The organism is Paenibacillus sp. LPE1-1-1.1 (assembly GCF_040676435.1).
In the GTDB taxonomy this organism is placed as follows: Bacteria; Bacillota; Bacilli; order Paenibacillales; family Paenibacillaceae; genus Pristimantibacillus.
Genome location: NZ_JBEGHY010000001.1, coordinates 384,338 through 399,189, shown reverse-complemented (window position 1 = coordinate 399,189; position 14,852 = coordinate 384,338). Strand labels below are relative to the sequence as shown.

The window sequence follows — 14,852 nt, the reverse complement described above, 5'->3', positions numbered from 1 at the left end:
TAATATATGAAATAGATAGTCGTTGTCAAGGTTAACACTTGATTTTTTATGACAGGCAAAGGGTATCAAAAGTCCTATATTTTATGGACATCCTAGTGCAAATTTCTTAAAAATGGAGTATGATGGTTTTAATAATAAGCGATAAAAGGAAGCTCATCTCCTTGGTTAACGGATGGAAGGGTTGGGGCTGCATGGTTGATCAAATAAATAGCAATTTTGCCTATCGTAAAACATCAACAATAGTAGATACATCAGCAGAATCACAACCTGTTTGGTTCATTCATGAAGATATTCATGATGCGGACGAGCCGATGCTATCCCCATTGTTCCGTGCCAGCTTTGATCAATGGGTAAATGAAGCGGCAGGGCTGTCTTCATTAGAGGCAGGTGAGTTTCTGCTATACAATAGAGAAGCTGAGGAAATAGCCTCTGCCGGTTTGCAGCAAAGAGAAACGCATCGAAATGCTAGGGAAATGCTTAGTCTGCTTGTAAGCAGCGTCATCAGCGGCGGAGATTCGTGCACAAAAGAAGAAGAAGGCTATTTTATAGCAGCCGTACCTGTATGCAGGCGAAACGACGGTTCGGTTTTTTGTGTATTTGCGTATATGTCACCCATTGAAAAGCAGCCGGATCTTATGCAGACGCAATTGTGCTCCTTGCATTTTCGAAGCTGCTTTTACCGTAATTTCGAACAGCTTTATGTCAAAGATTTGCTCTTGCAGCAGCAGCGGGCAGAGATGGACGCGAAAAGAAAAGATGCTTTATTCCAAGCGTCAAAGCGGCTTTTTGATCAAATCGATGTTGCCTCCGTGCTGTCGGAATTGCTGCTCAGCTTAGAACAGCTGTATCCGGACTCCGAGGTTCATTTGTATTTGTCGCAAGATCATTTGAACGGTGATCCGCGCGTGAAGCCGCTAGTTTTCAAAAATGCGGAACATGATTTAGTTGCCAAAGCGTTCTTGAACGGAAAGTCGGTGACGGAGCATGATCGCGACGGCACGCTTCGGCTCGCGGTGCCGATGACCGGCAAGCAAGCAGCTTATGGTGTGCTTTGCATGTCGATTGGTCCGGGTTTATGGGACGAAGCCGACCTGCCTGCTTTTCTGTTGCTAGCGGATACGTCGGGCTCTGCTTTCGAGAATGCGAAGCTGTACGAGCAGTCCAACTTGCTAATTAACGAGCTTCGTCTTATCAATGAACTTACGAAACGATTGAACCAGTCGCTGAGGCTCAAAGAAATCTTTCAATTTGCCACAAGCGAGCTTTTGACGATATTTGATGCGGATTATTGCTGCGTATTGCAGCTTAACAAAGAAAAGAATCAATTCATTGTCATGTCGAGCAATTTTCCTTCCATTAAAAACGAACAGTTCTCACCTGATTATGGCTTTTGCGGAATGGTTTATCGCACGCGGGAGCCTTTAATCATATCTGATTATTGGCATACTCGGATCGTTACCTCCATGTTAATGGATAATACGAGCTCAAGATCGCTTATTGCAGCGCCGATTATGGTTGATGGTGAGGTTGTTGGCGTCATCCTGGTTACACACAAAACGCCAAATTTCTTCTCGTACGAAAATTATAAATTGCTTCAAGTGATGAGTACGCATATCGGGCTGGCGGTAACGAATGCGTCGCTGCATGCTGAAGTGCGAAGGATGGTTATAACCGATAATTTAACCGGCCTTCATGCCCGACATTATCTCAATGAACAGATCCAAAGCCGTCAGCGGAAGGATCCGTTTGGATCGCTTATTCTTGTTGATATTGATCTCTTTAAACGTGTGAACGACACGTACGGCCACCAGGTGGGGGATCGGATTCTCATTCAAGTGAGCGACATCATTAGGGGCGCCATTCGAAACGGAGACATCGCGGCACGCTGGGGCGGCGAGGAGCTTGCCATTTACCTGCCAGGCATAAGAGCCGAGCAAGCCTACCGTATTGCGGAGCGGATCAGACAGCATGTCGAGCAAGAGACCGATCCAGTCGTAACCGTATCCTGCGGAGTGTCTGAGTGGACTTTTGAGGATGATAAAATAAGCGTGGAATCATTGTTTTACCGTGCGGACATGGCTCTTTACGATGCGAAAAACAATGGAAGAAACTGTATTTTCGTAGGCCAAAGCTAAACTGTCGCGATTAAAGCCTTATAAGGAAAAGGATGCCAATCCAGGCATCCTTTTCTTTTTGCCTCGGATGGGAATAAGGAGCTGTCCGGATTGGGAGTATACTAGTGAATAGGATGGACGGGGGGCAGATTTATGAGGCAAAGGCATAAAAAGCCGGCAGCTGCGGTATTATTCGCTTTGACGATGTTCATAGCCGGATGCGGCATGATCGGTGATCAGCGAACGCCGGAGGAATGGCTGTCTTTATCATATTCGGGGCTCGCAGCAACGGATCAATACGCTTTTACGGGATCGATGAGCATTAAGACGGAGGACGGTTTGGCTTTTAAACCTGAAACCTTCGAAGGAAAGGTCGTTGATCATCAGCAATTGACGCTGCAAACGAACAGCGCGGACCCGCTGCATTGGAATCCTGTGCAAGTATTAGAAACGCTTAACCAAACGAATGAAAACGTGAGTATAGCAGCTGCTGGTAACGATCCCGACACGGTTACACTTATTATTAAGGAATCGGCCAGCGTTTCCAAGGAAAGATGGAGAGAGCGGCTGAACATGCAGCTTGATCAGCTCAGAGCCAATAGGCCGGCAGATGATCGTCCGTACCTTCAGGAATGGACGGAGGAATTTTCGCGATCCCGCAAGCAATTAGACGATATGCTAGCTTCTCTGCAGGCAGATACGGAGTACGAGCTGATTATAGATAGGGATCGCTTGCTTCCGCTGAAAATGGAGGAGAAAACCTCGTTTCGTTATCGTAACGAGCAAAGGCCTTATTCGGAAACGAGATTCACCACGGTCCGCTTTCAGTCATTCGACGGCGCTTCAAGCGAGTCTGTTCAGCAGAAGCGAAAACATGTTACGATAGATTAGCTCGTCGTTGAAAACGGGATGAAGCAATGGAAAGAAGGAGAGGTGATCGACATGCGCGATCCAAGATTGCAAAAGCTGGCACAAAATTTAGTCGAATATTCAATCGATGTCCAGCCAGGTGAAAATGTTTTGCTTGACATGATCGGTTCCGATCGAGAATTGACAAAATGCCTTATTGAAGAGGTCGCTAAGCGAGGCGGCAGGCCGTTTGTAGAAACGAGTGACCGTTCGGTTCTTCGTACCTTGCTGAAGCATGCCTCAAAAGAGCAAATGGAGCTTTGGTCAGTGCTTGATCTAGAGCGGATGAAAAATATGCAGGGCTACATCGCCGTTCGTGCAGGAGACAACGTGAACGAGCTTGCAGGCGTGCCTGAAGCGAATATGCGGTTATACGACCAAGTCTACAGAAACCCCGTACATACGGAGCAGCGCGTTAAAAAAACAAAATGGGTAGTTTTGCGTTATCCGAACGCATCGATGGCACAGCTTGCCAATATGAGCACGGAAGCGTTTGAGGATTTCTACTTCGATGTGTGCAATTTGGATTATGCGAAGATGGACCAAGCGATGGATCCGCTTCAGGCGCTGATGGAAAAAACGGATCGTGTCCGGATCGTCTCGCCGGGTACGGATTTAAGCTTCTCGATTAAAAACATCGGAGCTAAGAAATGCTCTGGCCACCGCAATATTCCTGATGGCGAAGTGTTCTCGGCACCCGTTCGCGATTCCGTTCAGGGCAAAATTACGTATAACGCGCCTAGCGTCTATTCAGGCGTCACGTTTCAAAATATCGCGCTGACGTTCGAAAACGGGAAAATCGTGAAAGCAGAAAGCAATGACACGGCTCGTTTGAACGAGATTTTGGATATGGACGAGGGAGCCCGTTATATCGGCGAGTTTGCCATCGGCTTTAATCCGCATATTTTGCATCCGATGAATGATATTTTATTCGATGAGAAAATTGCAGGCAGCCTGCATTTTACACCGGGCCAGGCTTACGAGGAAACGGATAACGGCAACCGGTCCGCCGTCCACTGGGACTTGGTGCTTATTCAGCGTCCGGAGTACGGAGGCGGTGAAATTTATTTCGATGATGTGCTCATCCGTAAGGACGGCGTTTTCGTAATTCCCGAGCTGGAAGGTTTAAATGCGGAAAATTTAAAATAAGTAATAATTAATCACGATTTTTCTTTGTAATAAATGGAAAATAAAGCGTTTTTCATTTTACCTCTTGCTGGATACTCCTTTTCGGGTTATCATGGTGACAAAGGTAAGCTTTACTAATTTAACTGGAGGGATTTCCCATGTCTAACAATGCAGCTATCGTAGAAATTTCCCAAACGGCTAGCCAATTCACTTCGTCCATCGTTCTGCAAGCCGAGAGCAAATATATCGATGTAAAAAGCATCCTCGGACTCTTCACGACATTGGTAGGCGGACATGCGTACGAATTGCATGTACATGGTCCTGACGCTGAAGAAGCAAAAACAGCAATGGCTAATGTATTTGCTAAACACAACTTGAACGTGAACGTTATCACGGATTAGTAGGAACATAAGTTTCCTGTTGAGCACCTCTTCATTATTGAAGGGGTGCTTTTCTGTTTTGACCTTGTATAATCCCTCTTTTTCGTCTAATATAAAGGGTATAGAAGACGGCGGATACGCGCACAGGGGGGAAAACGATGTCTTCACCGGAAATTACGGTACAATTGCATGAGAAAGCGCTTCGTCTCCTTCAGGAAGATGCGAGTAAAATAGAAAAACTAATCGAAGTTCAGATGGAAAACTTGACTACACGTCAATGTCCCTTGTACGAAGAAGTGCTGGATACGCAAATGTATGGATTCTCGCGAGAGGTTGACTTTGCTGTTCGCGCAGGGCTCATAGCAGAGCTGGCAGGTAAGGAAATTGTAAGTAGGCTAGAGCGAAATTTAGCTATGCTATACGAAGCATTAGAAAAAAAAGAGTAGACTCCTAATGGAGGCTACTCTTTTTTTATTTGTAATCTTACGCTTACAGCGACTGGTTAAACGAGATAGAAGGCAATGCCTAGAATGACATAAACCATTAATAGCAGTACGCCTTCGTACCAGTTCGTCTGACCGTCGCGCGAAACGGATTTGGCGATAAAAACGGATACGCCGATGGCGGTCAGTTCAATCGGCGTAAAGACGATATCCATCGTGTTGCCGAACATAGCGCTGACAAGAATGAGCACAGGCGCTACAAACAATGCGATCTGTAAGCTGCTGCCGATGGCGATTTCGACGGCTGCGCCAATCTTATTTTTCATTGCCAAAATGACAGCGGCGCTATGCTCTGCGGCATTACCGACGATCGCAATGACAAATGCGCCTATAAACAGCTCAGATAGTCCAAATTGCTCGCTGAATGCGTCTAAGGTATGTACGAGCCATTCACTTACGAAAGCTACCATAACGGTCGCTAGAACGAGGAACAAAATGGATTTTCCTTTGGACCAGGCCGGCTCCTCGCCGTGGTCTGCGTTCATAACCTCATCGGAAAGCATATCCTTGTGGGTAACCATGGAGAATAAAAGCCACAAGATATAAGAGACAATCAGGATGCCCGCAACCGCAAGACTCAGAAACTGATCTTTTTCAATCGTGAACTTTTCTGATACGACGAATACGGCTGGCACGAACAGTCCGATTACGGCCATAACCATAAGCGTAGAGTTATGATCGGCCAGTCGGTTGTTAAAGCGCTGCTCCTTGTACTTTAGCCCGCCAAGCAAAATACTTAGTCCAAGCACGAGTAAAAGGTTACCGATAATCGCGCCCGTCAAGCTTGCTTTCACCATGGCAAACTGCTGCTCTTTTATCAGGAATATCGCGATAATGAGCTCTGCGGCGTTGCCGAAGGTTGCATTTAGAAAACCGCCAAGCCGTTGTCCGGCATAATGGGCGACACTCTCGGTTGCTTTACCGAGGAAGCCGGCCACAAAGATGATGGCGATCGCTGAAATGATGAACTGCAGCGTGTTGTTCCAGTGGGCGAAATGCCCGATCGCACTAAGTAGAAACATAGTAATTAACCCGGAGAAAAACAATTTTTGGTTCATTCTGAACACCTCTTTACGATATGCTGAAAACCTGTTAATACTATAGCGGAAATCAACTGTCATGTAAACTTTGCCAAAAGACAATTATTTTGCAATGCATGCCATTGCGAAAAAGAAGGGCAATTAAGGAAAACCTTTTCCTTATACATAAACAAATTTATGAATGCTTTAACAAAAGCTTTTTACGACTCTACTTTGCTGTGGTAATGTCCGTCTGCTATAATAAGCCTATATGGCAAATTGAGGAGTGAGTCACATGACCGAAGAACTTCAAACAGGTCTTATCCGAATCTCTGATGATGTTGTAGCAACGATAGCTGGACTCGCAGCACTTGAAACACCGGGCATTGCGGCAATGTCGGGCGGCATTTCCGAAGGACTCGCTAAACGGTTGAGCGGAAAGAACGTGCAAAAGGGCGTTTCTGTTGAAGTCGGGACTACGGAGGCGGCAATTGATCTTCGTATTATTGTTCATTATGGCATCCCGATTCAAGAGGTTTGCCGTCAGCTTCAACTGAACGTACGTGAATCTGTTGAAAACATGACTGGCCTGCATGTCGTAGAAGTGAATGTGAAGGTGGAGGGCGTCGCCTTCAAAGAGGAAGAAATCGATGATTTGCAGCAGCAGCAGCGTTTGAAGTAATGAATGGTAAAGCTTATAGGCAATAGCAGCAAAAAGGACCTCTTACAAGGAAGAGGTCCTTTTTGTTGCCGTAGTGGTTCTGCGATTGCCGGCAGTATTCGTGCTTTTGTTCTCAGCTTTGTTTGATTCTCTGGAAACGCTCAGCAGGACTCCCATACACATAAGACATACGAGCAGCGATGAACCGCCGTAACTAATGAATGGAAGGGTGACGCCTGTCATAGGTATGGCCTTCGTAACGCCGCCAATATTGATAAACGCTTGGATGGCGAACAAACTGACGATACCTACGCCAACGATAGTTCCATACTGATCAGGACAACGCAAAGCGACAATAAGGCCACGCCACAAAAACAGTAAATAAACGAGCAAGAAAATCGTGCTTCCGATAAAGCCAAATTCTTCCCCTATGATTGAAAAAATAAAATCGTTGTAAGCATACTTTAAATAATGCAGCTTCTGAACGCTCTCCCCGAAACCGGTCCCTGTGATCCCCCCGTGTCCAAGCGCCTGAAGCGATGACAACAGTTGCCAGCCTGAGCCTAAAGGATCGGCAAGCGGGTCCGTGTAGGCAGTGAACCGATCGATTCTATACTGCCAGCCTTTTGGATCGATAGCCATCCAAATGCTTACGCCAGCAGCAGCAAGCACAGTGAGAACAGATCCTGCAACAAAAATGTGCTTTAAGTTCGCACCGCCTGCCAAAATCATAATTCCGGCAAACGATGCAATTACAAGGCAGGAGCCTAAATCTGGCTGCATCATGATGAGGGTGCAAATAAAACCGACAATGATGATGACAGGCAGCAGGCCTTTTTTGAAATCCCGGAACTTTTCGTCCTTCTTGGATATCAGCGCGCCAAGATACAGGATGAGCGCGAGTTTGGCCAGCTCAGTCGGTTGTATCCCTAGCGAACCGATATTGAACCAGCTTCTAGCGCCATTAATGGACTGGCTGAAAGGAACGATCATCAGCATGATGATGACCGGGATAAACAAGAGCATGAACGATTTTCTGTACACTTGATATCGCAGGTTCATCATGAAAAGCATGATGAATGTACCCAATGCAGCAAAAATGAACTGGCGCTTAATGAAGTACAGTGAATCATCAAAGGAAACTTTTGCAACGCTTGAGCTTGCGCTGAATACCATCACAAGTCCAAAGCCTACGAGCAGAAGAGTCAAAATGAGAAGCAGAAAGTCCGGTCTTCCTCGGCTGCCGTTCTGCGTGGCTTTCATGTGACCACCGTTACGCTAGCAGTTGTTTCAATTGCAGAAGTCGTTGCGTTGCCGTATTCAAGATTGGCTGCGGTACCGGAGATTCATATTCAAGGCCATGCGGGAACGTGGAGCGTCCGATGTAGACGGATTCAATAACGAGCACGGCATGCGGCGATTCAAGCTTGCCTTCGACTGCACGCGTATTAATTCTCAAGTAGTAATCGGAGCCGCTGGCGCGATCTTCTAGTTTCAAATCGTATGTAGCGCGATAGTATTCCCATTGCCAACGGACAAAGCCGACTTTTTCAGCAGATTCGTCTAAATGGTCAAGTTCGCTTTTAACACCGTTTAAGCCGGTATTTTCAATAATCATGGTAGTTCCTCCCAAAGGTTTTGTGAAGCAAAACTGACTTCGCAAGCATATGCTTCCAATTCAAAAGACAGAGTTGTACATTCTTTTCTCATGATAGTATGTTTCCCCAGCAAGCGCAACCCTTACTCCCGTCCATGAGCGTCCTCAAAAGTGACATTTTGAAGAAATGTAGGTTTCGAGCGTATTCGAAGCGGTGTAAGCTTCCTTAATAAGGACTTCTTCTGGTAAACTAGATGATATGATCTCCTGCGTTGGAAGCGGGGACTTTCGGATGCGCGATGATTGCTTCCATGCATTAGGCGCGTCAATTCGTTTCAGAAAATGTTAGGGGGTTTGCGATTTGCAGACAGAAGATATCGTAGATCTTGAGTTAAAGAAATTGTTTCCTAAAATGATGAAGTGGCGCAGGCATCTTCACCAATATCCGGAGCTTTCGTTCCATGAACGCGTAACATCGAGCTGGATTGCCAGCCAATTGAGCGAGCTCGGGATTGAAGTGCGGACCGGGGTTGGCGGACATGGGATCATTGCTGTCATAAGAGGCGATAAGCCGGGACCGGTGATTGCGCTGAGGGCGGATATCGATGCACTCCCTATACAGGATGAGAAAAAATGCGAATATGCTTCAAAGGTACCGAACGTCATGCATGCATGCGGCCACGATGCCCATACGGCTACAATGCTTGGCATCGCCTCCTATTATGCTGCTAACCGAGCCGAAATAAGCGGCGAACGGCGGTTATTGTTCCAGCCGGCGGAGGAGGTTACGCCGGGCGGGGCAAAGCCAATGATCGAGGACGGAGCGCTTGATGGCGCAGATGTCATCTACGGGGTGCATTTATGGACACCGCTCGCCCATGGCTTAGTTGCGTCTAAGCCGGGACCATTCATGTCCGCAGCGGACGAGTTCGTCATTGATATCATCGGGCGGGGCGGTCATGGCGGATTGCCGCATGAAGCGGTCGACGCTATCTTGATCGGCTCGAATCTTGTTCAATCCGTGCAATCGATTGTCAGCCGAAATGTGAATCCTCTGCATCCGGCTGTCGTTACGATCGGTTCATTCCAAGCAGGCTCAACCAATAATGTGATTGCGGAGCGCTGCAGGCTGAAGGGCACGGTCCGATCTTTTGACGAGAAAACAAGAATGATGATCCATGACCGTTTGGAGTCGCTGGTTGCGCATGTCTGCCAAATGCATGGCGCGGAATTCGATTACCAAATGAGAATCGGTTACCCGCCAGTCGTCAACGATGAAGAGGAAGCAGAGCGTTTCTTCAAAGTTAGCGGGGCATTGTTTGGAGAGGCTGCCGTTGTTCGGTCGGAGGCGATTACGGTTGCGGAGGATTTTTCCTATTATTTGGAGAAAGTGCCAGGCTGTTTTATGTTTGTAGGCGCGGGCAACGAAAGCATCGGCGCCACCTATGCCCATCATCACCCGATGTTCGATATCGACGAGCAGTCGATGCAGCGTGCAGCTAGGCTGCTAATTGAAATGGCAGAGGACTACGCGCGCAGCAAAGATTCGATTGTTTAAGCTGAGTGGTACGGATCATGCAACGCCTATGGAATTAAAATGTTCATAAATGATGAGCAATTCATAAAAAAAGGCTTTCCATTGCGGTTCCATCCGCATTGGAAAGCCTTTTTTTTTGTTAAGCCGGTCATCGCTGTTAATTATCCTCCCAGACGGATACCAGCTCGTTATATTGATTATAGAGTTCAGCGGGATCGGACTCCTTGTTGCTCCAGATATTTGTTGCCCCCCATTGAAGCTGGCCGGCTTTCACGGAGCTAGCCTCATCTGCAGAAGAGATGTACACTTTTTGCTGCGCGTCCAAAACGTACGATCCAAAAGGATAGGTTTGATTGCCACGTACACTGATAAGCTTCCAGCCATTGATGTTGATGGTCTCATTGGTCGTATTCGTTATGGTTACAAGCTCAGCTTGTTTGTCTACCTCGATAATAATGCCGCTTTTTGCCGCCTTCTTAACGGGAAAATCCGTATGATTGCTTTCTGAATCGATGCTCCAAAGACCCTTTTTTTCTTGCTTGGCTTGCTGCTCAATCTGCTTGTATGCGTTTTCCATCTTGACGTTAGGTTCAACGATGAGAACCTTCGCGAGACCGTTTTCCAGCAGCAGTTCATTTAATATCCGGCCATCCTTAAGTTCCACGACGGCCAGCGTACGCTCGAACCGGTCCTTCTGCTCTTTGTCGAAAGTGAGCCTTATCTCTTGTGATTCGCTTAAAATCTCTTGCGTAAAATCGGATGCCTCGGTTCCGAAAGCCTCAGGTTCGCTGTTAGGGCTTTGTGTTTCCGGCGTATCCACATAAAGCAGACGAACCGTTGTTTCATCAGAGCCGGTCTTGATTTTGAAGGTATCGCCATCTATAAAGCCAGTTACTTGATACCATTGGTTCGTTTGAATAACGTTCGATGAAAGCTCGGAAATGGCCGAACAGCCGGCAAGCGGCATGCAGATGAGCATGAGGAGAATGATAATAATTCTTTTCATAGATGTGTTACCTCCAGCCCAATATGCGGTCAAAATAAGAACTTCTTATTACTATAACACATTTTACATTATAAAATCGCGCGAATATCACTGTAAAATTGGCATAAAAAAGTGTTAATTTTTGCATACTGTCAAAAGGAGCATTCTGTTCGGAAAAGTGCTTACGATGAAGGTTTGCTTCACAACCTAGGAGGGGGAGACTGATGCACGATCTTAAGGACCGCCCATTAATTGTCCAATCGGATCTAATGGTGCTTCTTGATGAGCGGAAGCCTGATGCCGAACAAGCAAAAGAGAAGCTCGTTCTCTTCATGGACGCCATTCGAAGAGCAGGTGCTATCCATACGTACCGAATGACGCCTTTATCGCTATGGAATGCCGCTGCAGCCGGATTCACAGCGGAAGACATCGTGGGCTGGCTTACGGCATACAGCCGATACGAGCTGCCTTTTCAAGCAGAGGCCATGATTAGGAAGCTGATTGGCAGATACGGCAAGCTTTGGCTGTCGAATGATTCGGATAGATTGATTTTGCACGGCGATGATACGTTACTGGAAGAGCTGTCAGGGCAGGAAAGTATAATGCAAAACGTAACGATCCGTTTGAACAGCGGGTCGTGGGAGCTTGAAAACAATTGTCGGGGCCCGCTAAAGCAGGAGTTGACGCGGCTTGGATACCCCGTTATCGATTTGGCGGGCTATCATGCCGGAGAAGCGCTTGAGGTGGAGTTGAGAAAACGCACGCTTCGGGACCGTATGTTCGAATTAAGGGACTATCAACATTCAGCGGTAGAGCTTTTTTATAAAGAAGGGACCGTACAAGGGGGCAGCGGAGTGATCGTATTGCCCTGCGGGGCAGGTAAAACGATTGTCGGCATTTCGGCTCTCACCCGCTTGGGAAGAGCGACATTAATCCTCACGTCCAATTCCACTTCGGTAAAGCAATGGAAGGACGAGCTGCTGGACAAAACGACCTTGCAGGATTCGGAAGTGGGCCAATATTGCGGCGCGCTGAAGCAGGTCCGTCCGGTCACGATTGCGACCTATACTATTTTGACGCATCGAAAGTCGAAGGAAATGCCATTTACGCACATGAAGCTGTTCACCGAACGGGATTGGGGTCTGATTATTTATGACGAGGTTCATTTGCTTCCGGCGCCGGTGTTCCGAATGACGGCTGACATACAAGCGACGAGGCGGCTGGGTTTAACCGCAACGCTGGTGCGTGAGGATGGCTGCGCGGAGGACGTGTATTCTTTGATAGGTCCTAAGCAATTTGATATGCAATGGAAATTAGCGGAAGCAAGCGCTCATATTGCGGCAGTGTCATGCACCGAAATCAGAGTTCCTCTACATAAAAACGTGTCAGCATCCTACGCGCAGGCGAGTGCAAGGTCCAAGTTTCGCTTGGCTGCCGAGAATCCCGGGAAAATTGCGATTGTGGAAATGCTTCTGCAGGAGCATGCGGGTAAGCCGACTCTCATTATCGGGCAGTATTTGAATCAGTTGAACGAGCTGGCAGCAAGGCTGCAAGTTCCATTGCTTACTGGCGAAGTGCCTCAGCAGGAGCGGCAGAAACTGTATGAGCGTTTTAAAGCAGGGGATTTATCCGTGCTCATTGTATCGAAGGTAGCGAATTTTGCCGTAGATTTGCCCGATGCGGCAGTTGCGATTCAACTGTCCGGAAGCTTTGGCTCCAGGCAGGAAGAGGCGCAGCGCATCGGAAGATTGTTAAGGCCGAAAGCGGGAGCCAATCAAGCTTGGTTTTATACGATAGTGACGGACCAAACAAAGGAAACGGAATTCGCGATGAGAAGACAGCTGTTCATGCTTGAACAAGGCTATCATTACGAGAGGATCAGCATTACTAGCGATGAGGATAGGCAAGAGGAGGCCGCGGCGCTATGAAAATGAAGCAGCTGATTTCCAAGCTTTCCGCGGAACGCATGGAAAGCTTTATGCAACACCCAGTATGGCAAACCGCGAGCCGAAAAGGGATGTCCTGGGAGCAGGCAGCCATTAATCATGATTGTATCCAGGAAGCCGCTGCGCGGCTGACTGTACATGCAGCGGAGGTTTTAAAAGAATTCGTGCGTCAATATGCGGCTGTCCCTGTAGAAGGTGAAAGGCTCATACGGGAGCTGCGGAAGAGCACCTCCTTGTCCGGTGCGGAATGTCAGCTTGGCGTTGCCGAGCTTGCGGAGGCAGGTATCTTATTCTCCGTCAAAAAGGTATGGGGAGAAAGTTTGTTTTTTATGCCATCGGAATGTTTCATTGGCTGGCAGAATGTATTTTTCCCATACAAACCCGAGCAGCTAACCACCCTAGAAAGGGAAAGACTAATGAGCGGGACCATGCGTACCTATTGCCGTCCATTCAGCAGGCAGCTCTTAAGCGCATTCGCGGAGCTCGGGCGAAGCGGATTAGGGCTGACTTTGAACGGTACGCTTCCCAAAAAAACGGTGGGCAAGCTGATACAGGCGATTGATTTGGATGATCGCTCGCTCAAAGCATTCGATCTGAATTGGGCTCATGCCGATAGTTATCCATTGCAAGCAGCATTTGTACTGGAAGCGGGTACTGCACTCGGACTGCTTACGGCGGAAAAGGGATCGTTAAAGTGGAATGAAGCGCAGCTCCGGCAGTGGCTTATGCTTGAAAACGCAGAGCGGGAAAAACAATTAATGGATTGGTGTCTAGCACTGCTGCTGCCAGCAGGGATCGGAAGCGCTCATTTGGCTGCGTCCATGATGGGCCTGCAGGCAGGAGAATGGTATTCAGTAAACGGTATGGCAAGCTGGCTGGACGAATTACAAGCGGCTGCGGCTTCAAGCCTGGAAACATCCGGTCAAAGCGGAACTATGAACATGCGCTGGCACGAACTGTGGCAAAGCATGGGCTGGCTTGAGCTGGTCGACTGCGGGCATGCGAACGTAAACGAGGTTTTCTACAGATGGAAATCAACTGCGCCTTTAGTTGCTTGGAAGCAAGATCAAGCTTCGGTACTTCAATCCTATATTACCGTTCAACCGAACGGAGAAATGGTCGTTGAGGCGGAATGTCCCTTCTGGATAAGGTGGGAGCTTGAACTGCTTGCAGAGAGGAAATCGGATGAGCAGGTCACCGTCTATCAGCTGGATTCTGCCTCCGTTTCCCGTGCTTTGGAGCAGGGCAGGACACGTTCGTCCATAAAGAGTTTTCTCGTACAGGCATCCGGCGCTCCGGATTTGCCGGCTACAGTAGAGGCTTTGCTGGATGCATGGGCAAACCGCGCTTGCCGTACCTCGTTCGCCGAGGTGTCCTTGCTTCGTTGCGATCACGAAGAGATGGCTGCTATTTTGGAGAACGATGTTAATCTTGCTCCTTTATTGAAGCAGAAGCTTGGTCCCTTAGATTTCATAGTGGAGCAGGGACAAATCAGCGAAATCAGGCGCCTGCTGCAGAAAGCGGGCTATCCTGCGCGCAAAGCGGTTCAAACTGAAGCCTCGCGGGACGAGAACGGCGCTGCCTCTTACCCAATGGTAAATACGGAGCGGGCGCATCAGAATGTAAACGGTCAGCCTTTAATAGAAGGAACATTATCTGAACCGTCTTTTTATATTTATGAAGCCGTACCTCTACATCATTTTGAGCTTACAAATCATGCCGGGAAGGAAAAACTTCAATCCTGGTTGCAGCGGGAGCAAGTGCCATCGATGTGGATAAAGCAGCTTCGCACGTATCACTACTCCACCAGGAGAGAACTCATTGAGCAGGCGCTGCAATGGCAAACGCCCATCCAGCTGCGCATGGAGCAGGAGCTGCGTTCATTCGTTCCGGAGAAGCTCGAGCATCAAGAGGAAGGATGGGCAGTCGTTGGATTGCTTCGAGATGAGCGGAAGCGGCAAATTACCCGGCTCACGCCGGATATGTGGGAAGAGATGCGCCTAATTATCCCGGGTCAAGAAAGCCCAATATAATCTCTATCTATTGGTAAAGCGAATATGATATGATAGTGTA

Annotated in this window: 13 protein-coding genes; 9 read left to right on the top strand and 4 right to left on the bottom strand. The window is 47.8% G+C overall.

Annotated elements, in window-relative coordinates:
• Positions 1 to 161: 161 nt before the first annotated feature.
• The 5 genes from MRBLPE1_RS02010 (at position 162) to MRBLPE1_RS01990 (ending at position 4,977) form a co-directional block, all read left to right on the top strand.
• Positions 162 to 2,135, top strand: a complete 1,974-nt coding sequence (locus MRBLPE1_RS02010; protein ID WP_364140873.1) for a sensor domain-containing diguanylate cyclase — start codon at positions 162 to 164, stop codon at positions 2,133 to 2,135.
• A gap of 132 nt (positions 2,136 to 2,267) precedes the next feature.
• The gene (locus tag MRBLPE1_RS02005) at positions 2,268 to 3,005 is read left to right on the top strand and encodes a hypothetical protein (RefSeq protein WP_364140871.1); all 738 of its coding nucleotides are present in this window, start codon (positions 2,268 to 2,270) and stop codon (positions 3,003 to 3,005) included.
• A 51-nt stretch (positions 3,006 to 3,056) separates the two neighbouring features.
• Positions 3,057 to 4,172 carry an aminopeptidase gene (locus MRBLPE1_RS02000; RefSeq protein ID WP_364140867.1) on the top strand — a complete coding sequence of 372 codons (1,116 nt, stop codon included), beginning with the start codon at positions 3,057 to 3,059 and terminating at the stop codon, positions 4,170 to 4,172.
• A gap of 137 nt (positions 4,173 to 4,309) precedes the next feature.
• A complete protein-coding gene (locus MRBLPE1_RS01995) occupies positions 4,310 to 4,552 on the top strand; it encodes an HPr family phosphocarrier protein (protein ID WP_183561958.1) in 243 nt (80 codons plus the stop codon).
• A gap of 137 nt (positions 4,553 to 4,689) precedes the next feature.
• Positions 4,690 to 4,977: a YlaN family protein gene (locus MRBLPE1_RS01990; protein ID WP_364140864.1), complete on the top strand. Its 288-nt coding sequence runs from the start codon at positions 4,690 to 4,692 to the stop codon at positions 4,975 to 4,977.
• A 56-nt stretch (positions 4,978 to 5,033) separates the two neighbouring features.
• On the opposite strand, the gene cax is transcribed toward MRBLPE1_RS01990, so the two are convergent.
• On the bottom strand, positions 5,034 to 6,092 hold the full coding sequence (gene cax / locus MRBLPE1_RS01985; RefSeq protein ID WP_364140861.1) for a calcium/proton exchanger: 1,059 nt from the start codon (positions 6,090 to 6,092) through the stop codon (positions 5,034 to 5,036).
• A gap of 256 nt (positions 6,093 to 6,348) precedes the next feature.
• Between cax and MRBLPE1_RS01980 the strand changes: the two genes are divergently transcribed.
• On the top strand, positions 6,349 to 6,735 hold the full coding sequence (locus MRBLPE1_RS01980; RefSeq protein WP_364140859.1) for an Asp23/Gls24 family envelope stress response protein: 387 nt from the start codon (positions 6,349 to 6,351) through the stop codon (positions 6,733 to 6,735).
• 42 nt (positions 6,736 to 6,777) lie between these two features.
• Here the strand turns inward: MRBLPE1_RS01980 and ftsW are convergent, their stop codons facing one another.
• Positions 6,778 to 7,977: a putative lipid II flippase FtsW gene (gene ftsW, locus MRBLPE1_RS01975; protein WP_364140856.1), complete on the bottom strand. Its 1,200-nt coding sequence runs from the start codon at positions 7,975 to 7,977 to the stop codon at positions 6,778 to 6,780.
• Between the two features lie 10 nt (positions 7,978 to 7,987).
• On the bottom strand, positions 7,988 to 8,332 hold the full coding sequence (locus tag MRBLPE1_RS01970; protein ID WP_364140853.1) for a YugN family protein: 345 nt from the start codon (positions 8,330 to 8,332) through the stop codon (positions 7,988 to 7,990).
• A 340-nt stretch (positions 8,333 to 8,672) separates the two neighbouring features.
• Between MRBLPE1_RS01970 and MRBLPE1_RS01965 the strand changes: the two genes are divergently transcribed.
• Entirely contained in the window at positions 8,673 to 9,869 is a 1,197-nt protein-coding gene (locus MRBLPE1_RS01965) for a M20 family metallopeptidase (protein WP_414698823.1), read from the top strand.
• A 136-nt stretch (positions 9,870 to 10,005) separates the two neighbouring features.
• On the opposite strand, the gene MRBLPE1_RS01960 is transcribed toward MRBLPE1_RS01965, so the two are convergent.
• Positions 10,006 to 10,854 (bottom strand): thermonuclease family protein, encoded by an 849-nt coding sequence (locus tag MRBLPE1_RS01960; RefSeq protein WP_364140850.1) that lies wholly within the window; start codon positions 10,852 to 10,854, stop codon positions 10,006 to 10,008.
• 203 nt (positions 10,855 to 11,057) lie between these two features.
• Between MRBLPE1_RS01960 and MRBLPE1_RS01955 the strand changes: the two genes are divergently transcribed.
• Positions 11,058 to 12,761 carry a DNA repair helicase XPB gene (locus MRBLPE1_RS01955; RefSeq protein ID WP_364140847.1) on the top strand — a complete coding sequence of 568 codons (1,704 nt, stop codon included), beginning with the start codon at positions 11,058 to 11,060 and terminating at the stop codon, positions 12,759 to 12,761.
• Complete coding sequence (locus MRBLPE1_RS01950; protein WP_364140844.1) at positions 12,758 to 14,812, top strand: helicase-associated domain-containing protein; 2,055 nt, start codon at positions 12,758 to 12,760, stop codon at positions 14,810 to 14,812. Before MRBLPE1_RS01955 ends, MRBLPE1_RS01950 begins: the two co-directional genes overlap by 4 nt.
• Positions 14,813 to 14,852 lie beyond the last annotated feature (40 nt).